This window comes from Gilliamella sp. X-23 (assembly GCF_057063545.1).
This window is the reverse complement of record NZ_JBXSQG010000019.1, coordinates 12956-37191: the sequence shown is the minus strand read 5'-3', so window position 1 is coordinate 37191 and position 24236 is coordinate 12956. Positions and strand designations below refer to the sequence as shown.

Annotated in this window: 18 protein-coding genes; 10 read left to right on the top strand and 8 right to left on the bottom strand. The window is 36.8% G+C overall.

Going from position 1 to position 24236, the window contains the following annotated elements; all coding sequences use genetic code 11:
• Positions 1-1660: 1660 nt before the first annotated feature.
• Positions 1661-3178 (top strand): hypothetical protein, encoded by a 1518-nt coding sequence (locus tag ACYH9I_RS10605; RefSeq protein ID WP_483560690.1) that lies wholly within the window; start codon positions 1661-1663, stop codon positions 3176-3178.
• Positions 3179-3479: 301 nt separating this feature from the next.
• On the opposite strand, the gene mobA is transcribed toward ACYH9I_RS10605, so the two are convergent.
• Positions 3480-4079, bottom strand: a complete 600-nt coding sequence (gene mobA, locus ACYH9I_RS10600) for a molybdenum cofactor guanylyltransferase MobA (RefSeq protein ID WP_483560689.1) — start codon at positions 4077-4079, stop codon at positions 3480-3482.
• Between the two features lie 145 nt (positions 4080-4224).
• On the opposite strand from mobA, the gene ACYH9I_RS10595 reads away from it, so the two are divergent.
• The gene (locus ACYH9I_RS10595) at positions 4225-4494 is read left to right on the top strand and encodes a YihD family protein (protein ID WP_091349323.1); all 270 of its coding nucleotides are present in this window, start codon (positions 4225-4227) and stop codon (positions 4492-4494) included.
• A gap of 14 nt (positions 4495-4508) precedes the next feature.
• Positions 4509-5234, top strand: a complete 726-nt coding sequence (locus tag ACYH9I_RS10590) for a DsbA family protein (RefSeq protein ID WP_483560688.1) — start codon at positions 4509-4511, stop codon at positions 5232-5234.
• 99 nt (positions 5235-5333) lie between these two features.
• Here ACYH9I_RS10590 and ACYH9I_RS10585 read toward each other — a convergent pair whose 3' ends face one another.
• Positions 5334-7301 (bottom strand): MacB family efflux pump subunit, encoded by a 1968-nt coding sequence (locus ACYH9I_RS10585; protein ID WP_483560687.1) that lies wholly within the window; start codon positions 7299-7301, stop codon positions 5334-5336.
• A gap of 1 nt (position 7302) precedes the next feature.
• Positions 7303-8460 (bottom strand): efflux RND transporter periplasmic adaptor subunit, encoded by a 1158-nt coding sequence (locus tag ACYH9I_RS10580; protein WP_483560692.1) that lies wholly within the window; start codon positions 8458-8460, stop codon positions 7303-7305.
• A gap of 303 nt (positions 8461-8763) precedes the next feature.
• Here ACYH9I_RS10580 and ACYH9I_RS10575 point away from each other — a divergent pair, with 303 nt between their 5' ends.
• Positions 8764-9015: a YfhL family 4Fe-4S dicluster ferredoxin gene (locus ACYH9I_RS10575; RefSeq protein ID WP_160402338.1), complete on the top strand. Its 252-nt coding sequence runs from the start codon at positions 8764-8766 to the stop codon at positions 9013-9015.
• 1 nt (position 9016) lies between these two features.
• On the opposite strand, the gene ispH is transcribed toward ACYH9I_RS10575, so the two are convergent.
• The 5 genes from ispH to folE all read right to left on the bottom strand — a co-directional run bounded on the left by ispH (position 9017) and on the right by folE (position 15144).
• Complete coding sequence (gene ispH, locus ACYH9I_RS10570) at positions 9017-9964, bottom strand: 4-hydroxy-3-methylbut-2-enyl diphosphate reductase (RefSeq protein WP_091349334.1); 948 nt, start codon at positions 9962-9964, stop codon at positions 9017-9019.
• Between the two features lies 1 nt (position 9965).
• Complete coding sequence (lspA, locus tag ACYH9I_RS10565) at positions 9966-10436, bottom strand: signal peptidase II (RefSeq protein ID WP_160402339.1); 471 nt, start codon at positions 10434-10436, stop codon at positions 9966-9968.
• Between the two features lie 110 nt (positions 10437-10546).
• Positions 10547-13354: an isoleucine--tRNA ligase gene (gene ileS / locus ACYH9I_RS10560; RefSeq protein WP_483560686.1), complete on the bottom strand. Its 2808-nt coding sequence runs from the start codon at positions 13352-13354 to the stop codon at positions 10547-10549.
• Between the two features lie 36 nt (positions 13355-13390).
• Positions 13391-14329 (bottom strand): bifunctional riboflavin kinase/FAD synthetase, encoded by a 939-nt coding sequence (gene ribF / locus ACYH9I_RS10555; RefSeq protein WP_483560685.1) that lies wholly within the window; start codon positions 14327-14329, stop codon positions 13391-13393.
• A gap of 155 nt (positions 14330-14484) precedes the next feature.
• Positions 14485-15144, bottom strand: a complete 660-nt coding sequence (folE, locus tag ACYH9I_RS10550; protein WP_483560684.1) for a GTP cyclohydrolase I FolE — start codon at positions 15142-15144, stop codon at positions 14485-14487.
• 206 nt (positions 15145-15350) lie between these two features.
• Here folE and polA point away from each other — a divergent pair, with 206 nt between their 5' ends.
• From polA to asnB, 6 genes are all read left to right on the top strand, one after another.
• Positions 15351-18116, top strand: a complete 2766-nt coding sequence (gene polA / locus ACYH9I_RS10545; protein WP_483560683.1) for a DNA polymerase I — start codon at positions 15351-15353, stop codon at positions 18114-18116.
• Positions 18117-18332: 216 nt separating this feature from the next.
• The gene (gltX, locus tag ACYH9I_RS10540; RefSeq protein WP_483560682.1) at positions 18333-19760 is read left to right on the top strand and encodes a glutamate--tRNA ligase; all 1428 of its coding nucleotides are present in this window, start codon (positions 18333-18335) and stop codon (positions 19758-19760) included.
• A 75-nt stretch (positions 19761-19835) separates the two neighbouring features.
• Entirely contained in the window at positions 19836-21461 is a 1626-nt protein-coding gene (locus ACYH9I_RS10535; protein ID WP_483560681.1) for an intermembrane phospholipid transport protein YdbH family protein, read from the top strand.
• 11 nt (positions 21462-21472) lie between these two features.
• Positions 21473-21658 (top strand): YnbE family lipoprotein, encoded by a 186-nt coding sequence (locus ACYH9I_RS10530; RefSeq protein WP_483560680.1) that lies wholly within the window; start codon positions 21473-21475, stop codon positions 21656-21658.
• Positions 21659-21756: 98 nt separating this feature from the next.
• Entirely contained in the window at positions 21757-22101 is a 345-nt protein-coding gene (locus tag ACYH9I_RS10525) for a YdbL family probable chaperone protein (protein ID WP_483560679.1), read from the top strand.
• Between the two features lie 202 nt (positions 22102-22303).
• Positions 22304-23977 carry an asparagine synthase B gene (gene asnB / locus ACYH9I_RS10520; RefSeq protein WP_483560678.1) on the top strand — a complete coding sequence of 558 codons (1674 nt, stop codon included), beginning with the start codon at positions 22304-22306 and terminating at the stop codon, positions 23975-23977.
• Positions 23978-24236 lie beyond the last annotated feature (259 nt).

Here is a 24236-nt window from a genome sequence, read left to right as displayed (position 1 = left end):
CACCTTAGCTTTTATATCTTATTCCTTAATCCTTAGGCCGCGGGGGCGGTTATGGTGCAAATAGAGGATAATCTAACAAAGAATAAAGCCCCCGCGTAAGTTGGGAGCATTTTCCCTTAGGGTTGCGCTGTTGCGGTTTAAATTTGTGGTCTATTTATAGTACAGCAAGGTTTCGGACGTTTTGACCTTGGGTGAACAAAATAGCTGCAGTGACCACGTCCGAGCTAAGGGAATTAGAGCGAATTCCCTTAGCAATCCCGCGCTTTGGCTGCAGAATGTGGCCTGCGACTGCCCTCCGCAATTACTCGTATCGTCCTGATACTCACCTCTGCGAGGCCACCTTCGCTATGCTCAGGTGTTCAAATTTGTTCCAGACAAATTTGTCGCTCGGTCTTAACGCACCGGCTATGATTACTCGTATCATCCTGATACTCGCCTCTTTGAGGCCATCTTCGCTTTGCTCCGATGTTCAAATTTGTTCCAGACAAATTTGTGGTTCCAGACGGAGAATAGCCTCGCCAAACATCCCTGTTTGGCGTGCTAACCTCGCTCTGTTGTCGGCACATTCTGACGCCGGAATAAGACAAATAACATAATCTTAGGTGTTTTTTGGTGAATTGTTTTTTGTTAAAAAGCAATGTAATTACATCCAAAAAGTGGTCAGGAAAGGTATTGATTTTATTGAAGTTTTTATTTTGCTGTTTTTAAGCTAAATCAATCACTTACACAACCTAAGCAAAGGCCGGCATACAGCAAATCAACAAAAACACGAATAGAGCCCTAATAACAGCAATTTAACCTCTCCAAACCTTTTTTTTAACGATAATTTAAAATTAAATAAAATCAATAAATTATAAAACACCTCAAAAAAAGGGTTTTCAAAGATGAAATTGTTGTTTATCTTTATACAGTAAGATTTATCAAATCTTGAGCTCTCCTTAACGCCGTGTAGGCGTTTAATTTAAACACAATCAACCCTATAATTATAAAAACACAATATCCCATCCCAAAAACAATGGTTATGTTGTTTGTTTTATTCCGGCGTCAGAATGTGCCGACAACAGAGCGAGGTTAGCACGCCAAACAGGGATGTTTGGCGAGGCTATTCTCCGTCTGGAACGGATAATAGCCGGTGCGTTAAGACCGAGCGGCGGCGGACAAATTTGTCTGGAACAAATTTGAACATCTGAGCACAGCGAAGATGGCCTCGTAGAGGCGAGTATCAGGATGATACGAGTAGTGCCGAAGGCCACATTCTGCAGCCTTGCGCGGGGTTTTTAGGGGATTTCGCAAAAAAATCCCCTAAATCGGACGTGGTCACGATAGCTATTTTATTCACCCAAGGTCAAAACGTCCGAAACCACCGCACCCAATGTATTCTATTCACCAAAACAAAAAAGGCCTGATTTTCCGCCAAAAATCGGTCAGGAAAGATACTGATTTTATTAAAATTTTTTTTGATTGTTTTTACTCAAAACAACATAAAAAAACGTTCTCCAAGACATCACCTCTATACAAAACTTTACAAAAATCAACAAAAAAAGCTAGTTGTTTATTCTGATGCAGAATATAATTTTTGCCGTCGGACAAAAGTCCGATCAATTAAATGAGCAAATAATTCTAAAATTCTTATAAAAATTCACTTAACAGGTCGGTTGTTATGTATTGTAATTCCTCAGCATATCTTTTGGGTTATCAAAGTTGTAGTCATCAAGATTCTTCACGAGCTTTATTTTTACCTATGAATTTAGCGAAATTATTAGCATTTTTACTGAAATCGATATTTTTATCACCTTTGTTATTATTTTCTTCGTTTAGTGCACAGGCGTTATCGGTTTATACATCAAAAGCTATTGAGGGTACTGCGCCATATATAATGTTTGATGGGGGTCGAACTAAGGCAACAACAACTGACACATTATTGGCTATTGAGTTGCCTGATGGTAGTACCATTACTCCATCAACTAATACCTCAAGTTCGACAAATCCGATAAGGTTAAACAATGGAAGTACCTTTAATGATATACACATGGCGGTGCCGTCGGGGGCAAATTCAGTGAGTTTAAATGACCTAATCACTCTAGGTAATTGGGGAGATGATGATGGGGATGGTCAGGGTACTAATGGTGTGACTGCGACTGGAAGTTTATCGGTGAGTATTACCGATAAGAATGGTAATGCGGTAAGTCGTAGTGAAACATTAAGTGCTTGTGATGTTCCTTACAAGGTAACATTAAGTAGTACAAGTGGTAGTTTATCAACACAGTATGGTGTTCCTAATAGTAGTACTTTCAATGGTAGTTATGTGGAGTATTATATCAGTGTGAATGCATCAATCATCTGTGGGGTTGTGAAATTCGCAAGGCCTAATTTGATATTTGGCGGTGGAAGAATGGCTACCGATCTGCCCGAATACGCTGGCCCATCTAATATATGGAATCCTTATAAGGGTTTTCTAACGCAGTCAACAAGTCCATCATCCTATGATCGTAATTTCCCAACAACGGGTGCTGATGGATTGTATTTTGATTTACTCATAGATGGAGTTGATGCAAGTCAGTTGACGTGGTCTGTTGTCACGAATGGTAGTATAAGAGCAACGGTGAGTTGGACAATGCCAAATCAATCCTACCCCCACGATGGTTGGATTTATGATAAATCTAGTTATGTAACACGGGTAATGTTAAATGGTCCTAAGGCGGATAGCGCTCAAATACAGTCAGATAATCCTAGTCCTTTAAGTGTACCACCTTTGCCGCAGACATTTGAATTAGTGGGAAGGGATAGTCGTGGTAATGAGGTGAGGTATGGATTTGTGTTGAAGCATTGGTTCGTCTATCGACCGGATAAATTCGATACTCAGTCTAACCAATCCTCCTGGTGTAGTGGTTTGGGTTATCGTTTGCCACATGTGAAGGATTTAACTAATGCGGCTTGTTCTGGTGAGTACTCAGGAAGTCATTGCCAAGGTTCTGTCGGTGCTACGCCGTCTTCACCTAATAATCTTTACCAGCGACAAATAGGTGCATTTTTCTCAGAGTGGGGCCGTATGCTTGATTACGACTACCTCATTGCCTTCTACTGGACGAGTGACGGGGTATTCAAAGTCGCCTCGCACAGCGGATACGTCTCCAACATTGATGACAATCGGGTTGCCGTTTTTTGCACCACACCTTAACTTTTATTTTTTAGTTCTTAATCATTAGCCACGGGGGGCTGTTATGGTGCAGATAGAAGATAATCTAACAAAGAACAGCGCCCTCCCATGTAGTTGGGGCGCTGAGCCGGATTGATCTGCGAGCTTTGTGCTTTAATCACTAAAAGTCAAAAAAGCGCCTCCATCTGATCGACGATGCAGGGTGGCTTCAGGCCATATTCTGTAACCAAAGCGTGGGTAGTTAGGGAATTCATAATTCCCTAACTCGGAGGTGATCACGATAGCTATTTTGTTCACCAAAGGTCAAAACGTCAAAAATCGATCAGAAAAAATATTGTTTATGTGATTTTTGGTTAAATACATTAAGCTCCTCTACCGTATTGATATTGATAAAACAAGCTGCTTTATCACTAAAATCAACAGATTTAGCACTGATTTGTTCTAAAAATAGCATCAGCTTACGTTCACCTTGTTCTAAATAAGCTTGTAGCTGTGGAATAGTTGTTTTATGAATAAGTAAGATGGTTGGATGGTGATATTGTCCATCATATGGATAAATAGCACTGTTATTTTCCGTATAAACAGCTAAGCGGTCAATTAAATCATCTGGCAAAAAAGGCGTGTCACAACTGATAAATAAGTTCCAATCGGTTTTGCTGCGTAGTAAGCCACTATAAATACCCGATAACGGCCCACAAAATCCTGCCAGATCGTCACTAAATACAGGATAACCTGCTTTTTGGTATTGTTGGATATGGCGATTACAATTAATCATGAGCGCGTCAACGTGAGGTTGGATGCGATCAATAACATGTTGATAAAGTGGTTTTTGTTGTAATAATAACAGTCCTTTGTCGTTGCCATTCATGCGGGTACTTTTACCGCCGGCTAGAATGATTGCAGTAATAGAGGGTTTTTCCATAAATTATTTCTCTTTTACGTTGCGAAAAAACAAAATAACATTACTATATAGCAAAGTTATTGCAAGTCGTAGCGTATCATTTTTTGATGATTGCTTATTTATCATTATCTTCGAAAGGTTTGAAGATCTACTAAAGGTAACAATTATGAAATGTCATCGTATTGATGAAGTAGTGGAATTATTGCAACCCGCATGGGAAAGCGATTCTGATCTTAACTTATTACAATTTTTAGCTAAATTAGGTCAAGAGGCTGGTTTTGAAGGTGAATTAAAAGATTTGAGCGATGAAGTTTTAATTTATCATTTAAAAATGCGGGGTTCGGATAAGAATGAAGCTATTCCTGGTCTAAAAAAAGATTATGAAGAAGATTTTAAATCCGCATTGTTAAAAGCTCGTGGAATTATAAAAGAATAAGGAGAATTATTAAAATGAAAAAAACACTTATTGCAATTAGTATTTTGCTTTCTTCTGTAAGTTGTTTTGCAGATGAAGGAAAAACAATAACTAAAACCGATGAATCACAAACTGCCTCTACCAATGCACCAGCGCCGATCGAATTAGGCAAACAATATGCTGCATTGCCAACTAATCCATCACCGGATAAAGAAGTTATTGAGTTCTTTTCGTTTAATTGCCCAAGCTGTTTTAGATTTGAAATACAAAATAATGGCTCACAAACTATTAGTAAGGCTTTGCCAGAAGGCGTTAAATTTAAACGTTACCATTTAGAAAACTTTGGGTTATTAGCTAAAGAGCTTTCGGAAGCATGGGCGGTGGCTAATGTACTTGGTATTCAAGATAAAGCTTCAGATGCACTTTATAATGCAGTTCAAAAAGATAAAATAATAAAAAAAGCTGATGATATTAAAGCGGTTTTTGAAAAATTAGGTATCAGTGCTGAAGTGTATGATAAAACTAAAGATAGCTTTTTAGTTAAAGCGTTTATGGCACAACAAAGTGATGCGATTAGAGAGATGAAACCAGAGTCTATTCCTACTGTTATTGTTAATCGTAAGTTTTTTATCATAGCAAATCAACTTAATATAACTAGTGATGCAGCCTTTATTAAGGATTATGCAAGAGTGACTTCATTTGTTGCTGGATTAGATCCTAATGCAAAAATAGAAGACAAAACGAACTCTAATAAAAAATAACTAATTATCAGGGTTAAAGAAAAACCTGTATCAATTAATTTTTAAATCCCTTTGCATCATTATTTTGTGCAAAGGGATTTTTTTATGATATTAAGATGGCTATTCTCGCTCTAATGCATAAATAGGATCGAGTTTTGCTGCACGTTTTGCTGGGAAGTAACCAAAAATAATGCCAATTATGCTTGAGCAACTAAATGCCGCAACAATGGCAAGTACGGAAAAACTCATGGCAAATGATGTAACAAAAGCGTTAAAAATAAATCCAATGGTAAACGAAAGTAAAATACCTATTGTGCCACCGGTTAAACAAACTAATACGGCTTCAATTAAAAATTGTTGTAATATGTCGCTTGAACGCGCACCAACGGCCATACGTACGCCAATTTCTCGAGTTCTTTCTGTGACCGATACTAGCATAATATTCATCACGCCAATGCCTCCCACAATAAGTGAAATGAGTGCTATAGCTGAAACCAAGAGTGTCATTACCCAAGCTGATGAGTTAATGGTTTCTCGTATATTGTCTGAGTTGAAGATGAAAAAGTCTTTTGTGCCATGTCGTTTTAACATGATTTGATTAATGGCTTGTTCTGCAATTGATAAATCGACATGATCTTTAACGCGTACTGTGATGCTTTTTAACGAAGTTTGACCCACCATCCGATTAATAACGGTGGTATAAGGTAACCAAATATTCAAGCTTTCATTACTACCAAACCCTTGTTGTTGTTTAGTCGCAACGCCAATGATTCTTACAGGTAGCTGGCCGGCCATTAAAATTTTTCCGATAGGGTTTTGATCTGCAAATAGTCGTTTAACGGTGTTTTCATCAATTACCGCATCTTGTGCTGAAGTAATAATACTGGTTTCATCAAATGATTTTCCTTGAGAAATAGTATAACCACGAACAGCAAAGAATTGCTCTCCAACACCGTTTACTGTTCCTGTTACCGCTAAGTTGTTAATTCGAAAATAAACACTGGTTGCAAGATTTGGTGTGGTGCTGTGAACAAAACTTTGTTGCGCTAAAAAATCGGCATCAGATGAGCGTAGTGTCGTGATTTTATCTGCATTGCGATCGCCAAAGCCTGAGCCTGCATAGATTTCAAGTGTGCTTGTTCCTAACGAATTAATGTTAGATAAAATTTTCTGCTTTGTGCCTTGTCCTAATGCAACGACTGATACCACAGAAGCAATACCAATAATGATACCTAACATCGTTAATACAGTACGTAATCTTTGTGAAAGCATTGATAATATAGCCATCTTAAACGCATCACGAAAACGATAATATTTTGCCAAGAAGTTATCTTGGGTTTTAGTTGCTTCGATTTGTTTAATTTGACGATTATCACTTTGTTCAGATTGGTATTTGGGGTTAATAGAATCAGAAATAATATTACCGTCACTAATTTCAATAATTCGCTGGGCACTTTGGGCAATATTTGCATCGTGTGTGACAATAATAACAGTGTGGCCTTGTTGGTGTAACTCTTGCAATATTGCCATCACTTCTAAGCCACTTTTGCGATCGAGGGCTCCGGTTGGTTCATCAGCTAAAATGATTTGTCCACCATTAATTAAAGCTCGGCCAATACTGACACGTTGTTGTTGTCCTCCTGATAACTGACTAGGTTTATTATGTATTTTATCGGCAAGTCCTAAACGTGTTAAAATTTCGTCCGCTCTTTTTTGCCGTTGTTCACTGGTCACGCCAGCATAAATGGCTGGGATTTCTACATTACCTTGTGCTGTTAGTGCATTTAATAAATGATAACGTTGAAAGATAAAACCAAAATGCTCGCGACGTAATTGGGCGAGCTCATCAAGTGACAATTTACTCGTTGTTCGTCCGCCAATGGAGTAAGTGCCAGTGGTTGGTTTATCTAGGCAGCCTAATATATTCATCAAAGTGGATTTACCAGATCCTGATGCCCCAATAATCGCCACCATTTCACCAGCATTAATTGTCAGATTTATGCCTTTAAGAACTTGTATGGTTGAATCACCTGCTGGAAATTCACGAACAATATTTTCAAGCTTGATAAGAGATATATTATTTGCCATATTAGAATCGAATCCTTGGGGATCTTGCATTATTACCTATTGATGCTCCATTAATACTACTTACTATAACAATATCACCCTCTTTAATACCTGATTTTATTTCGACATTGACATTATTATCGATACCTAAAATAACTTCGTGTTCTTCAATTTCTTTATTTTTATTTAATAGATAAACAATGGCTTTATTATTGTCTAATTTTTTTTGGATTGCTTGAGAAGGAATGGTTAATACATCTTTTGCTTCAGACAAGACAATATAAACTTGTGCTGTCATTGAAATTCTTAAAATATGATCGGGATTATCCACATCAAATAATCCATTGTAATAAATCGCGCTTTTTGTTGATGAGGATGAGCCTGACAAGGTTGTCTCGGTATTAATTGAATCTGGTGCTGGCTCTATCGCACGTAGTGTTAAACCATCAAAACGTCTATTCGGTTGTCCTAAAATGGTAAAATAAACTGGCATCCCTTTTTTAACATTGACCACATCGGCTTCAGAAATTTGTGCTTCAATAGTCATTTTATCCAGCTGAGCTACTTTAACAATGGTTGGTGCACTTTGGACGGAGTTTACTGTTTGTCCTTCATCGACGGGAATTGCGACAATTACACCATCAATGGGCGAGCGGATTTTAGTATATCCTAAGTTAACTTTCGCTGTATCAACCGCAACTTGCGCCTTAACTATGTCGGCATTAAGCGCAGCAATATCGGCTTTGATAGCATCAAGTTCGGCTTTTGCTGTATCCAAATCTGATTGAATACCCACTCCCTTACTGACCAGTTTGTGCTGACGATCATAGGTTAACTGATAGTTGATTAGTCTTGCCTTTTTGGCTTCACGTTGTGCTTCTAAACTATTAAGTGAGGCTTCTGATTGTTTTAAATCGTTGCTTTGTTTTAGATCGTCGATTTCGGCAATCATATCGCCTTGTTTAACTTCATCGCCTAACTCAACATAGAGTTTTTTTATTTGACCAGAAACCTGAGCACCAACACTAACTTGTTTAAAGGCACTAATTGTGCCATCGGCCAGTACTGTTTTTTCAATATTGTTTTTTGTTACAGGCGATGTAATGTAATTGACTGTCGGTTCTGAACGTGATGTGATTAAATATGCAATACAAATGATTACAAAAGTGGCAATAGCCATAAATATATATTTAATTTTTATCAATTTTAACAATCTTTTTTATCCTTTAATGTTCTTATTATGATTTTAACATTCTATCGCAATAAACTAAATGCTATTGATAACCATTCTTAATAAATTGTAATAATTATGAAAATATACCCGATATAAGTTATTGCTTTGATACATAAAATATATGTTTAATCGGCATTTTTTACTAGTAAGTATGTTGTTCAACAAGCAATAATTGGATCCTTATTCGGATTTATTAGTGATTGCGCTATAATGTCGCAAATTTTTTATAGTCGGTAAAGATAAACTGTAATGGCATTAAAAATAACTAGCAAATGTATTAATTGTGATATGTGTGAACCCGAGTGCCCAAACGAGGCGATTTCAATGGGATTTGACACGTACGAAATCGATCCCAATAAATGTACTGAGTGTGTGGGATATTATGATCATTCGACTTGTCAGCGAGTTTGTCCGATTCAAAATGCGATTATTGCTGATCCTGAATATATTGAAACAAAAGAAGAATTATTAGTAAAATTTGAGGGACTGAAGTCTTCTTAATTCAAGTTGATTTAATGTCAATTCGAAGTTCTTTTGGAATTTCAAAAGTGATATTTTCTAAAATGCCATCTGTTTCAATAAGAGATGTGCAACCTAAGCTTTTTAAATGATCAATTACCTGTTGCACTAAAATCTCAGGTGCAGAAGCGCCTGCCGTTACACCTATCGTATGTGTATTTACTAGCCATTCTTTTTTGATGTCAGATGCAAAATCAATTAAATAAGCTTGCTTGCTGTTTCGCCTTGCTAGCTCGGCTAGGCGATTTGAATTAGATGAATTTTTAGAGCCTACGACTAAAACAATGTCTGCGTGTGATGATAGTTGTTTCACTGCTTGCTGGCGATTGGTTGTAGCATAGCAGATATCATTTTTGCGAGGACTGCGAATATTAGGAAAACGTTTTTTTAAAGCAGTAATGATTTCGGCTGTATCATCAACCGATAACGTTGTTTGTGTGGTAAAGCAAAGATGATTTTCGTTTTTTACTTGCAGTGTTTTCACATCATCAATTGATTCGATTAAATAGATGCCACCTTCGGGATTGCTATATTGCCCCATTGTACCATCTACTTCGATGTGACCAGCATGACCGATTAAAATGACCTCTTCGCCACGATAGCTTGATCGAGCAACTTCCATATGTACTTTGGTTACGAGTGGACAAGTTGCATCAAAAATGCGGAGTTTACGTTGTTTTGCCTCCTCTCGGATCGCTTTAGACACGCCATGTGCTGAAAATATAAGAATGGTGTTATCAGGTACTTCGCTAATATCTTCAATAAAAATCGCCCCTAACTCTTTTAGACGATTAACAACATAGCGATTATGTACAACCTCGTGGCGTACATAGACCGGTGCTCCAAAGAGTTCTAGTGCACGTTCAACGATGGTGATAGCTCGATCAACACCAGCACAAAAACCACGAGGATTGGCTAAAATAATTTGCATATTATACGGTCTTCTTCGGTTTTTTATAACTATAGAAAATAAATAATCCAATACCTACGCAAATGGCACAGTCTGCGATATTAAAGGTTGGATAGTGCCAATCACCAAAATTGACATCAAGAAAGTCGACGACAAAACCATGATAAAGGCGATCAAATAAATTACCTAGTGCGCCACCTAAAATTAGCGATAATGAAAAGTTTTCTAATTTTTGCTGGCGAGTATTGCGGTATAACATATGCAAAATTACAGCACTAATAATTAAGGCGATAGCAGCAAGCATCATTCGTTGGCCCTCAAAAATGCTAAAGGCAGCACCAATATTACGTACATAAGTAATTGAGAAGAAGGGTAAGAGGTTCACTGATTCAAATAGTGAGAAGTTATTTAAAATCCAAAATTTACTTGCGATATCAGTGATAAAAACAAGGATTGCAAATAATAACCAGTAAAGTCCGTTATCTTTTTTCATATAAGTCTGTGCTCATTATTATATTTCCGCCGACAATTGTCGGCGGAAAGGGTACTAGATAGCTATAAGGCGTCGCTATAGCTTATTTTAATGTGCTAAATAGCTTAGCATTATGCAAAATGCCGTACTTCGCCTTGGCCGTGAATATTTTCTGCACAACGTTTGCATAAGTGTGTGGTTGGCTCATTATCGATGGTATAGTGCCAACAACGAGGGCATTTATCACCTTGCGCCTTAGCGAGTTCAATTTTCAGTCCTTGAATATCGCTTTGCACAGCATTAGCCGGCGCCGCTTGTAATGGTTTTACGCTCGCTTGTGATGTAAGTAAGACAAAGCGTAATTCGTTTTCTAATTTTGCTAGTGCTGCTGCGATGTCTTCATTAGCATAAAGTGTAACTGCCGCTTCAAGTGCGCCACCAATCACTTTATCGTTACGACCTTGTTCAAGCACTTTATTCACTTCACTACGAATCGCTAAAATCTGTGCCCAATATTCGCTATTTAATGCTTCGTTATCTGATAACGTAAACAGTGAGCTATACCACTCATCTTCAAAAACAAATTCTTGTTTGTTTGTCATTGGTAGATATTGCCAAATTTCGTCTGCGGTAAAGGATAAAATTGGCGCGATCCAACGAACCATCGCTTGTGCAATATGATACAGAGCCGTTTGGCAACTGTGGCGAGCAATACTATCGCTTTTAGCTGTGTACTGACGATCTTTGATGATATCTAAATAGAATGATCCCATCTCAATTGAACAAAATTGCATAATTCGTTGTACCACTTTATGGAAATCATAATTTTCATAAGCTTGAATAATTTGTTCTTGAGCTTCTTTTGCCATACTAACCGCCCAGCGATCAAGAACAACCATATCTTCAGGTTTAACCATATCTTTTACTGGATCGAAACCATTTAAGTTAGCGAGCAAAAAGCGTGCAGTATTACGAATTCGGCGATAACTGTCAGCAGCGCGTTTAATAATTTCATCTGAATAACTCATTTCGCCTGAATAATCGGTCGATGCAATCCATAAACGTAAAATATCGGCCCCAAGTTTGTTCATAACTTCTTGTGGTGTGACAATATTACCAAGCGATTTAGACATCTTGCGGCCTTGCCCATCAACCACAAAACCGTGAGTTAATACTTGCCTATAAGGTGCTTGGTTATTGATAGCCGTTGATAACATTAATGAAGACATAAACCAACCACGATGCTGATCTGAACCTTCTAGATAAAGATCGGGTTCGTGCCCTTCAAACTCAGGGCGTGAGGCTACGACAGAATAGAATGTCGATCCTGAATCAAACCAAACATCTAATGTATCGGGCACTTTTCGATAATCTTCTGCATCAGGACCAAGCAGATCTTTAATATCGGCATCCCACCAAGCTTGAATACCATTTTGTTCAACTAACTTAGCGACTTTTTCAACTAATGCTAACGTGTCTGGATGAAGTTCTTCGGTCTCTTTATGAACAAATAACGTCATAGGTACGCCCCACGTACGTTGACGAGAAATACACCAGTCTGGACGATTAGCAACCATGGTTTCAATACGTGCTTGCCCCCAATCAGGGATCCAGCGAACTTGTTTGATTTCTTTTAATGATTGCGTTCGCAAGCCTTGTTTATCCATGCTGATAAACCATTGCGGTGTTGCGCGATAGATGACTGGTGTTTTATGACGCCAACAACATGGATAGCTATGTTCGATGTTTTCGAAGTGTAGTAACGCGTTATGCTCTTTTAATATTTCAACGACAACTTTATTGGCTTTGAATACAAATAAACCATCTAATCCGGCACCTGTACCCGGTAGGTAACAACCATTCCCTCCAACAGGATTTGCTACTTCAAGACCATATTTTTGACCGACCATAAAGTCTTCTGTACCATGACCAGGTGCGGTATGTACTGCACCTGTACCTGCATCAATAGTAACATGCTCGCCAAGTACCACAGGTTCATCAAAATCAAGGAATGGGTGTTTAAAACGTAATAATTCAAGTGCCTTACCTTGACAGCTACCTAACACTTTCCATTCGCTGATATTGGCTCGCTTCATCACTGTTTCAACTAAATCAGTGGCTAAGATTAGGCACTCTTTATCATTGATTTGAACAAGTTGATATTCAAAATTTGCATTTAAAGCTATCCCTCGGCTAGCTGGTAATGTCCAAGGTGTGGTTGTCCAGATAACAGCATAAATGGTTAAATCGGTATTGATACCAAATTTATTTGCGACGGCTTGATTATCAACCGCTTTAAATTTTACATCGATTGCTGGTGATGATTTATCATAATATTCAACCTCGGCTTCCGCTAAAGAAGACATACAATCAGTACACCAATAAACCGGTTTTGCGCCTTTAACTAAATGACCATTTTCTATCACTTTACCTAAAGCACGAATGATGTTGGCTTCTGTATCATAATTCATGGTGCGATAAGGGTTTTGCCAATCACCAAGTACGCCCATACGAATAAAATCGGCTTTTTGTAGTTCAACTTGTGAGGCCGCATAATCACGGCAAATTTGGCGAAATTCAGCCGGAGATACTTTAACCCCTGGTTTACCAACTTGCTCTTCGACCTTTTGTTCAATTGGTAAGCCATGACAATCCCATCCTGGAATATACGGGGAATCATAACCGCTTAAGCCTTTTGATTTGATAATGATATCTTTGATAATTTTATTAACTGCATGACCAATATGAAGTTTACCATTTGCATAAGGAGGACCATCATGCAAAATAAAGGTTTTTTTTCCTTTTTTTCCTTGGCGGATTTTGCGATAAAGTTCTTTATCGTACCAATTTTGTAACATTGCAGGTTCGCGTTTAGCAAGATCGCCTCGCATTGGGAATCCTGTTTCAGGTAAATTCAATGTGTTTTTATAGTCTGTCATGCTGATTTATTCCAGTTAAATTTGTTGATACTACTTTTAATTGGTTAATTGTGCACTGATCTTTTTCGCAGTGCAAATATCTTGTGTAATTTGTTGTTTTAAATCTGTTAATGAATCAAATTTTTTCTCATCACGTAATTTTTGGACGAAAGTTATGTCTAAATATTGTCCATAAATATCCTCTGAAAAGTCAAATATATTCACTTCTAAAATAGCCTTTTTTCCATTAATGGTTGGTCTTAAACCAATATTGGCGATACCATGGTAATGCTGGTTGTTACAGATATTTTTGACTTTAACAAAATAGACACCTTGTAGTGCAGGCTTTTTTCGGTGTAAGTGGATATTGGCTGTTGGGAATCCTAATTGTCTAGCCAAAGCATTGCCATGGACTACGCGACCTTGTATTGTATAATCACGCCCCAACAGACAATGAGCCAATTCAAAATCACTATTTAAAAGTGCTTGGCGAACAGCAGTGCTACTAATACGGAAATTATTCCAAACCAATGTTGGCATGCTTTCTACTATAAAATCGTTGTTGTGGGCATATTGTTGTAGAAGATTGATATCCCCTTTACGGTCAAATCCAAATCGAAAATCATCTCCGATGGTAATATATTTAGCTTGTAGCTTATTAATCAACCAATCTTGAATAAAATGATTTGCTGACATATGGGCAAATTTTTTTGTAAATGGAATAACAACAGTATAGTCAACACCTAACTTTTCAATAAAAATGATTTTTTCTTGGAATGAAGTTAACCGTGACGGTGCCTTATCTTGTGCAAAAAACTCTAGTGGTTGAGGCTCAAATAACATCACAACCGTAGGCAGTTTTCTTTTTTTTCCTTGTTTAATAATATGGTTAATTAATTGCTGGTGCCCTAAATGAACGCCATCAAAATTTCCCAAGGTTAAAACACATTGAGAGAATTGATTTTTTAAATTAGTTATACCACGGATAATCTTCATGAAAACAATGTTATTTATATTGAGTAGCCCAGAATTATACCAATCTTTCTTTAAGATGCACGCAATATAAAGTGGCTTTTTGCGCTAGATGTTTGGTTTTTGTGATAGCTTAAGGAAGAGGTACTGTATTGACAGTACCAAATAGCATCGAATGATTAATAGTGATTTAACGTGCGTAAAAACTCTTGTCTTGTGCTTGGATTAGTCTTAAATCCACCACCAAGCGCTGTTGTTGTTGTCATACTGCTTGAGTCTTTAATGCCTCTTGCTTTTACGCAATAGTGGGTGGCATCAATGGAAACAGCAACATTGACTGTGCCAAGTAATGTTTGTAGCGCAACTAAAATTTGCTGCGTTAACCTTTCTTGTACTTGGGGGCGTTGTGAAAAGAATTCAACGATACGATTGATTTTCGATAAACCAATCACTTTATCTTTCGGAATATAAGAAACGGTAGCTTTGCCGTCGATGGTAACAAAATGGTGTTCACAAACACTGGTTAGTGTAATATCGCGAACAGTTATCATCTCGTCAACTTGCATTTTATTTTCGATTAACGTGATTTTTGGGAAATTTTCATAATAAAGACCAGAAAAAATCTCATCAACATACATCTTCGATACTCGATGAGGTGTTTCTGCAAGGCTATCATCGGTCAAATCGAGTTCCATAAGTTTCATTATTTCACGAAAATGAGCTTCGATTTTTTCTTTGCGCTCAACATTATCCATTGCTAATCGGCACGATGGTGTTTCAAGGTTTTTAGCAGCAAGTGCTGCCTTTACTTTTTGCGCAGCAAGACTTAATTCTGTCATTTATTACATACTCAGGCGAAAATAAATACAATATTATATAACACTCCTTATGCAATATACAGCCGTTTACATATGGTTTTATATGTGAAACGTTTATACGTTTTTGAAAATTCTTTACACTATATGATGGTTCTTCGTAAGAATATTATTGTTAATTAGGTTATACTACTTAAATAATTACATTAAATAACGTTTAGGTGACTGTAATGCCAAATAACACACCGATTATTTTAATTGATGGCTCTTCTTATCTTTATCGTGCTTTTTTTGCATGCCCTCCGTTAACCAATGCCAGAGGTGAACCAACAGGAGCTATTGTTGGTGTGATTAATATGATTCGCAGTTTGATTAATCAATATAATTCTTCTCATGTTGCCGTGGTATTTGATGCTAAAGGTGGCTCTTTTCGTAACGAAATTTATTCAGAATATAAAGCAACACGTGAAGCGATGCCTGAGAATCTTCGCCCACAAATTGAACCAATCCACGCTATTTTAAAAGCAATGGGACTACCACTACTTTGCATTGATGGGGTGGAAGCCGATGATGTTATTGGTACACTAGCTAGACAAGCAGAAAAGGAAAATCTTGACGTATTGATTAGCACTGGTGATAAAGATATGGCTCAGTTAGTGAGTAACAAAATTACGTTGATTAACACCATGAATGATGCCGTTTTAGATCCGCAAGGCGTAATAGATAAATTTGGTGTGCCGCCTGGCAAGATTATTGATTATTTAGCGTTAAGGGGGGATGCGTCAGATAATATTCCCGGTATTGCTGGTGTGGGTGAAAAGACCGCACAAAGTTTGTTAGCCGAGTTTGATGGTTTAAAAGATATTTATAATCGGTTAGATGATATTGAAAAATTGACAATCAGAGGCGCTAAATCCTTAAAACAAAAACTGCTCGACAATCAAAAAGAAGCCGAGCTTTCTTATTTACTTGCGACGATAAAAACCGATGTTGAATTAGATTTTACTAGTGAACAACTATTATTGGGGGATATTGATGTTAAAGCACTCATTGAGCTGTTTAATTATCATGGCTTTCATCGTTGGCAAAAAGAGCTAATTTCAGGCACTTTTTTAAAACAGCAAAACAATACCCCTATTGATGATAGTTTGCTTTCATTTATGCAACAATCTACACCTGATTTACAAACAAACGATTATCAGTGCATATTAACCAATAAACAACTAGATGAATGGATTGCAACATTAACAAATTGCAAGCAATTTGCTTTTAACATTGAAAGTGATGGTATTGATCATGTACATGCTAAATTAGTCGGAATTTCGTTGAGTGTTGAACCTAATCAAGCGGCTTATATTCCTATTTCTCATCAATATTTAGGAGCTCCAAACCAGTTGCCAATAAATGAGGTGTTGGATAAATTAAAACCAATATTTGAAAATCCAGAAATCAAAAAAGTCTCCCAAAATGCGAAGTTTAATTATAGCATTCTGGCAAATTATGGTATAACCGTGCAAGGCATTGCGTTTGATACAATGATTGAATCTTATGTATTAAATAGCACTGAACGTTATGATATGGATAGTTTGGCAAACCGCTATTTAAACCACAAAACTATTACTTACGAAGAGCTAACTCCAGTTGAGAAAATACAACTCAATATCGATGCCATAGAAGTAGAAAAAGCCACTCTATATGCCGCCGAAGATGCAGATATTACTTTACAATTGCACAATAAGTTATGGCTAGATCTTGAAAAAGACCAAAAATTAAAAAATCTATTCACTGATATTGAAATGCCATTAGTTATTGTGATTGCCGAAATCGAAAGAACTGGGGTTTTGGTTGATACTAATTTATTGAATAAATACTCTGCTGAGTTGAACAAAAAATTAAAAGAACTGAAAGAAAGGTTACAATTTCTAGCTGGCGAAAAATTCAATCCTAGTTCGCCTAAACAGATTCGAGCTATTTTATTTGATAAACACCAACTACCGGTTTTAAAAAAGACACCAAAAGGCGATCCAGCAACCAGTGAAGATGTGTTGAGTGAACTGGCCAATCAATACGAATTACCGCGCATGATTTTAATGTATCGTAGTTTAGCTAAGTTAAAAAACACATATACAGATAAATTACCATTGATGGTGAGCCCTATCGATCATCGGATCCACACTAATTATAATCAAATCGGTACGGTAACAGGGCGATTATCGTCAAACGAACCAAATTTACAACATATTCCAGTGCGTACCGAAGAAGGGCGACGAATTCGACAAGCATTTATTGCACCAAAAGGTTATAAGATTATTGCTGCCGATTATTCACAAATTGAATTACGTATTATGGCGCATTTATCACAAGATAAAAGTTTACTTAACGCTTTTGCCAACGACAAAGATATTCACCGTGTGACAGCAGGCGAAATTTTAGAAAAACCTGAATCTCAAGTAACGTCTGAAGAACGAAGGCGTGCTAAAGCGGTTAATTTTGGTTTAATCTATGGTATGAGTGCTTTTGGTTTATCTAAACAAATTAATATTAGCCGTAAAGAAGCCAAATTTTATATTGATCGTTATTTTGAACGTTATCCTAGTGTACAAACCTATATGGAGCAGACTCGCCAGCAGGCTGCTGAGAGTGGTTATGTTGAAACCTTATCGGGTCGACGTTTATATTTATCAAAAATTACTTCAACCAATGGTATTGAGCGTCGAGGCGCGGAACGGGCGGCAATTAACGCACCAATGCAAGGTACAGCGGCAGACATTATTAAAACCGCAATGATTAAAATGAGTGAGTGGATTAAAAGTCAGCCTACCGGCAATATTAGAATGTTAATGCAAGTTCACGATGAATTAGTATTTGAAGCTAAAGAAGAACTAATCGAGCAGTATTGTGCTGAAATTAAAAAAATTATGGAAAATTGCTATCAATTATCCGTGCCACTAAAAGTGGATATCGGTGTGGGTGACAACTGGGATGAAGCGCATTAATCATTCTAAATCAGTATGAAACAAAAGGATAAAATACTAACTTTCTAACATTAATGGCACTATTGCCGAAACCTTTCAACATGTTAGAATAAGCAACTAAATTGAATTGATATCAACATGTTATTCTGTTTGTTATTCTGGCAGAATTAAAGAAAAGCGTGTTAGCAGTTGTTTTGTTGTTTAAGCTCGCTTTTCCGTTATTATTAGGATTATTTCATGAAAATCAAAACCCGTTTTGCACCCAGCCCAACAGGCTATTTACACGTAGGTGGTGCACGTACAGCGCTTTATTCTTGGCTCTATACTCGCCATGCAAAAGGTACATTTGTATTGCGTATTGAAGATACCGATCTTGAGCGTTCAACGCCAGAAGCGATTGAGGCAATAATGGAGGGTATGAATTGGTTAAAATTATCATGGGATGAAGGTCCTTATTTTCAAACTAAACGTTTTGAACGTTACAATCAGGTCATCGATGATATGTTGGCAAAAGGTACAGCTTATCGTTGTTACTGTTCTAAAGAGCGCCTTGAAAAGCTACGTGAAGAACAGATGGCGAAAGGTGAAAAAGCACGTTACGATGGTCATTGCCGTTGTGATTCGGTACAAAAAGAACATTCTCATGACGAGCCTCATGTTGTTCGTTTTGCTAATCCTATTGATGGTACTGTTATCTTTAATGATTTGATCCGAGGCCCAATTGAGATCGCTAATAAAGAGCTGGATGATCTTATTATTCGTCGTACTGATGGTTCGCCAACCTATAATTTCTGCGTGGTTGTGGATGATTGGGATATGGAAATTACTCATGTTATTCGTGGTGAAGATCATATTAATAACACACCTCGTCAAATTAATATCTTAAAAGCCTTAGGTGCGCCATTACCTGAATATGGACATGTATCGATGATTTTAGGGGATGACGGGCAAAAATTGTCTAAACGCCATGGCGCGGTAAGTGTAATGCAGTATCGTGATGACGGTTATTTACCTGAAGCATTACTTAACTATTTAGTTCGTTTGGGTTGGTCACACGGCGATCAAGAAATTTTCTCCGTGCCAGAAATGATTAACTACTTTTCGTTAGACGCTGTGAGTAAATCTGCTAGTGCCTTTAATACCGAAAAATTACTTTGGTTAAATCACCATTATATTAACCATTTAGATGCAGATTATGTTTCTCAGCATTTAGTTTGGCATATGAACCAACAAGGCTATGATTTAGCTAACGGTCCCGATCTCATTACAATCATTAAGTTATTTGGCGAACGTTGTAAAACACTGAAAGAAATGGCTGAATCTTGTTCTTATTGTTATCAAGACTTTGCTGATTTTGATGCAGATGCGGCTAAAAAACACCTTCGCCCAGTGGCTAAACAACCATTAGAGACCATTAAGGCTAAAATTGAAGCTATTGCTCAGTTTGACTGGCAAATTGATAAAATTCACCATGCTATTGAAGCGACTGCTACTGAGCTTGATATCGGTATGGGCAAAATTGGGATGCCATTACGTGTTGCTGTAACGGGTATTGGACAATCACCATCTGTTGATGCCACTGTTTTTGCTGTGGGTAAAGTGCGAACTCTTGCTAGAATTGATAAAGCACTGGCTTATATTGCCCAACGGGAACAAGAAGTATAATAAGCGTAATATCATTTCTTCATTGCCGGATATTATAATCCGGCAACTATCCTTTGCTTAGTTGAGAGTTTAGTTATGGCTCGCTTAAAAAAACGCTATTGGATTTTATTCAGTGTTGTTCTACTCATTATGCTATTAAGCTTGGGAGTAAGGCAATATTGGTTATCATTTAAGAATAAATATCACTTATCGACAACTTGGCACGGAGTGAGTGTGAGCTTAAAAGGCTTATCTGTTGATGAGCTGACAGTCTCTCAACTTTCTCAATACTCAGTAACGGCGAAAAACTTACAGATTTCATGGTCGCAATTAGCGGCTGAAGAACTTGATATTTACTGGCAATCAGACGACAAAAAATTGATAGGGGATACTCAAAAAAAGGTTGTTGAAACCCTTGATCAAAATCTTACCCAAGATGCTAACCAATCTAATTTTGATTCATCATCCATTTCGACTATACTTTACTGGCTACCTTCAAAAATTTATGTGGATTCGTTAAAGTTTTATATTCAAAATAATGAACAATTTAACGTAAAACTAGATATCACCAAACAACAAAATGCTATACAATTGGCCATGTCAACCAATAGCCAATACATTGCTCAACTGTCTGCTAACTTATATTTTGACGCAAGTGATTCGCGTATTGATATACAAAATGGTCTTTTTACTACAACAATAAATCAATTCGGTATTGAAAACGGTCAATTAACTTTGCCATTTCATGGTTGGGCTAATCATAAGCAGTTAAGTTTAGCAAGTGAAAATAATGCATCTATCAGTTTAGTTAAAGCCAACCTTTCTGATGATCTAATATTGGCTAATTCATCAGGCGATTTAACGCTTCAAGTTGAATCTGTGCTCCCCTTTGACAGCCAACAATTATCAGCTACAGCGCAACTTGTTGTTAAGAAACTTAATGGTATTTACAAAAATAGCGAAATAAGATCGGCTACAGGTAATATCAATATTGCTATGAAGGATAATCAGTTTACTATTTCGAGTCCTGAGCTAAATATACGAGAAGTCAATATCGGGCTATCTTTTGAAAAAATCATATTAGCTGGAGAGTATTGTGCTTCTATGAATGCTCCCGATAAAGGCATAATTAGCTGGACTAAAGCGCAAGCGAGCATTTTTTCTGGCCTTATTTTTCTTGATAAAAATAAGTTGAATTTAGCTCAATTACCTCAACAATTTAATTTAAATATAAAACAGATACAGCTAAAAGATATCTTTACTCAATATCCAGCAGAAGGGCTAGCTGGCAGTGGTGCGATTGACGGTTATTTACCTATCACTTTATTTGCTACTAAGAAAAAAAATGGTATAGCCATTGAACCTATCATTAAAAAAGGTCAATTGATTACCACCCATGATGGCTATTTACAATTTGAAAACTCAGCACTTAAAAATTACGTACAAAGTAACCCGAATATGAAAATACTCGCTGATATTATTAAAAATTTTCATTATACTAAGTTAGCAGGAACCGTTGACTATGCCAATGAAATTGCCAAACTGGGATTAAATATTCAGGGAAGCAATATAGATGTCGAAAATGGCAAAGTAGTTAATTTAAATATCAATCTTGAAGAAAATATAACTAAATTAATCAATAGTTTGCAGATTTCAGAACAAATTAGCGAGCCTATTCGTAAACGTATTGAAGCACATTTAAAAAATGAATCTTCAAAATAAGAGGTTATTTTATGGTACGAAATGTTATTGCAATGATGGTATTAGCGGGAATGTTAATTGGCTGTTCACCAACAGTCAAGGTTCAAGCACCAAGCGAGCCAATTAATATTAATTTGAATGTTAAGATAGACCATGAAATTAATATTAAGGTCGATAAGGCGTTGGATAATATTATCAATAAATCTGGATTATATTAAACCAATAGGTTTTATTTTCATCGATGTATTTGATTGTGGATAAAAGAAACCCCACATCTAAATTAATAAAATATGATGTGCTTATTAAGGAGTTTGTTATGACTATCTATAAAAAAGTAATAATAACATTATTATCATCAGTTTTATCTTTTTCTGCATTTGCATTAAATTTAGAACAAGCGATGGATTCATTAGGCCAAGCTAAAGCGCAAGGCATTGTTGGTGAACAGGCTGATGGTTATTTAGGCGTAGTGAAAAATGAAGGTAATGCTACTGAAATTGCGCAACTGATTAATCAAGCTCGTAAAGCACAGTATCAAAAAGTATCCGCTGAAAGCAATGTTCCTTTAAGTGAAGTAGAAAAAAAGGCTGGTAGTAAGGCTCAAGAAAAGACTCCGACAGGTCAATATATCAAACGACAAGGTCAATGGATAAAAAAATAATTATTGCTTTTTAGTAACAATAACAAAAGTATAATGACATAGCACTTTTATTGTGTATTAATAATGTGTATGCTGTTTGTTTAAATATTTGTTCATAGTGTTTTTTTATATTGAATAAAAATAAAAAATGGTATGAAATTTTTATCTAGTTAGTTTTTATTTGTAACGATATCGCTTATGCGATTTAAAATGGAGAAAATCAATGTGTTCGATTTTAGGTATTCTTGATATTAAATCAGATCCAGAACAACTACGAACAAAAGCATTAGAGCTATCATGCCTACAGCGTCATCGTGGTCCTGATTGGTCTGGTATTTTTGCTTCTGATAAAGCTATTCTTGCTCATGAACGTTTATCTATTGTGGATGTTAATACCGGATCTCAGCCGCTTTATAATAAAGATAAAACGTTAGTTTTAGCAGTAAATGGCGAAATTTATAATCATCAAGAACTCCGAAATCAGTACAAAGATCGTTATGAATTTCAAACAGGATCTGACTGTGAAGTGATTCTTGCTTTATATCAAGAAAAGGGTATTGACTGTCTTGATGAACTACAAGGCATGTTTGCTTTTGTCCTTTATGATATCAATAAAGGCACTTATTTTATTGGTCGTGACCATATTGGTATTATTCCAATGTATACCGGTCATGATGAAAATGGCACATTTTATGTTGCCTCTGAAATGAAAGCCTTAGTACCTGTTTGCAAAACAATTGAGGCTTTCCCTCCAGGATGTTACCTATCTAGTACCGAAGGTGAAATTAAAACCTACTACAAACGTGACTGGATGGATTATGACAACGTTAAAGATAATAAAACAGACATCAATGAACTTCGCGTTGCATTAGAAGAGTCAGTAAAAAGTCATTTAATGTCTGATGTACCTTATGGTGTCTTATTATCGGGAGGACTTGATTCTTCAGTGATTTCAGCAATTACTAAAAAATTCTCTGCTCGCCGTGTTGAGGATCACGAAAAATCGGAAGCATGGTGGCCGCAGTTACACTCATTTGCTGTTGGTTTAAAAGGTGCACCCGATCTTAAAGCTGCGCAAGCGGTTGCGGATCATTTAGGCACTGTCCACCACGAAATTAACTTTACCATTCAAGAGGGTATTGATGCGATCCGTGATGTGATTTATTTCATTGAAACCTATGATGTCACCACTATTCGTGCCTCTACACCGATGTATTTAATGGCGCGTAAAATCAAAGCCATGGGCATTAAAATGGTACTTTCTGGTGAGGGGGCTGATGAAGTGTTTGGTGGTTATCTTTATTTCCATAAAGCACCAAATGCCAAAGAGTTCCATGAAGAAACTGTACGCAAATTAGCAGCGTTACATATGTATGATTGTGCTCGTGCTAATAAAGCGATGGCGGCATGGGGCGTTGAAGCTCGAGTTCCATTCCTTGATAAGAAATTCTTAGATGTTGCTATGCGCATTAATCCAAAAGATAAAATGTGTGGTAGCAATGGTAAAATGGAAAAACATATTGTCCGCGAAGCATTTGAATCTTACTTACCAGCATCTGTTGTTTGGCGTCAAAAAGAGCAATTTTCTGATGGTGTGGGCTATAGCTGGATTGATACATTAAAAGAAATTGCGGAAAGTAAAATTACCGATCAACAATTAGAAAACGCAAAATTCCGCTTCCCATACAATACGCCGACTTCAAAAGAAGCTTATATGTACCGTGAGATTTTTGATGAATTATTCCCAATTGAAAGCGCTGCGCATTGTGTGCCGGGAGGCCCAACTGTTGCATGTTCAACCGCTAAAGCGATTGAATGGGATGAATCGTTCAAAAACCTAAATGACCCATCAGGCCGTGCGGCGGTAGGTGTGCATAATGATGCTTATAAAAAATAAAGGATTAGACTCAAGATAATATTATCTAATTCAAATCTGTAAAAAGGGCTATATGCCCTTTTTTTATATTTAGCTAGAGAATTCTGATTAATCTACTTTTTGTAAAATTCATTTTAACTAAACTATCATAGTTTAATGACTATAAATCTCCCATTTTTCATTCAACGATAATCTAATCATTTATTAAAAACTTTTCATTATTTTAAAATTTAGTTCATTAGTTTCATTGATTGGTATACGTTTAAAAAGAATAACGCAA

Coding starts and splice junctions, on each gene's coding strand:
- ACYH9I_RS10605 (WP_483560690.1), top strand. CDS start 1,661: ATGTATTGTAATTCCTCAGCATATCTTTTGGGTTATCAAAGTTGTAGT.
- mobA (WP_483560689.1), bottom strand. CDS start 4,079: ATGGAAAAACCCTCTATTACTGCAATCATTCTAGCCGGCGGTAAAAGT.
- ACYH9I_RS10595 (WP_091349323.1), top strand. CDS start 4,225: ATGAAATGTCATCGTATTGATGAAGTAGTGGAATTATTGCAACCCGCA.
- ACYH9I_RS10590 (WP_483560688.1), top strand. CDS start 4,509: ATGAAAAAAACACTTATTGCAATTAGTATTTTGCTTTCTTCTGTAAGT.
- ACYH9I_RS10585 (WP_483560687.1), bottom strand. CDS start 7,301: ATGGCAAATAATATATCTCTTATCAAGCTTGAAAATATTGTTCGTGAA.
- ACYH9I_RS10580 (WP_483560692.1), bottom strand. CDS start 8,460: ATGGCTATTGCCACTTTTGTAATCATTTGTATTGCATATTTAATCACA.
- ACYH9I_RS10575 (WP_160402338.1), top strand. CDS start 8,764: ATGGCATTAAAAATAACTAGCAAATGTATTAATTGTGATATGTGTGAA.
- ispH (WP_091349334.1), bottom strand. CDS start 9,964: ATGCAAATTATTTTAGCCAATCCTCGTGGTTTTTGTGCTGGTGTTGAT.
- lspA (WP_160402339.1), bottom strand. CDS start 10,436: ATGAAAAAAGATAACGGACTTTACTGGTTATTATTTGCAATCCTTGTT.
- ileS (WP_483560686.1), bottom strand. CDS start 13,354: ATGACAGACTATAAAAACACATTGAATTTACCTGAAACAGGATTCCCA.
- ribF (WP_483560685.1), bottom strand. CDS start 14,329: ATGAAGATTATCCGTGGTATAACTAATTTAAAAAATCAATTCTCTCAA.
- folE (WP_483560684.1), bottom strand. CDS start 15,144: ATGACAGAATTAAGTCTTGCTGCGCAAAAAGTAAAGGCAGCACTTGCT.
- polA (WP_483560683.1), top strand. CDS start 15,351: ATGCCAAATAACACACCGATTATTTTAATTGATGGCTCTTCTTATCTT.
- gltX (WP_483560682.1), top strand. CDS start 18,333: ATGAAAATCAAAACCCGTTTTGCACCCAGCCCAACAGGCTATTTACAC.
- ACYH9I_RS10535 (WP_483560681.1), top strand. CDS start 19,836: ATGGCTCGCTTAAAAAAACGCTATTGGATTTTATTCAGTGTTGTTCTA.
- ACYH9I_RS10530 (WP_483560680.1), top strand. CDS start 21,473: ATGGTACGAAATGTTATTGCAATGATGGTATTAGCGGGAATGTTAATT.
- ACYH9I_RS10525 (WP_483560679.1), top strand. CDS start 21,757: ATGACTATCTATAAAAAAGTAATAATAACATTATTATCATCAGTTTTA.
- asnB (WP_483560678.1), top strand. CDS start 22,304: ATGTGTTCGATTTTAGGTATTCTTGATATTAAATCAGATCCAGAACAA.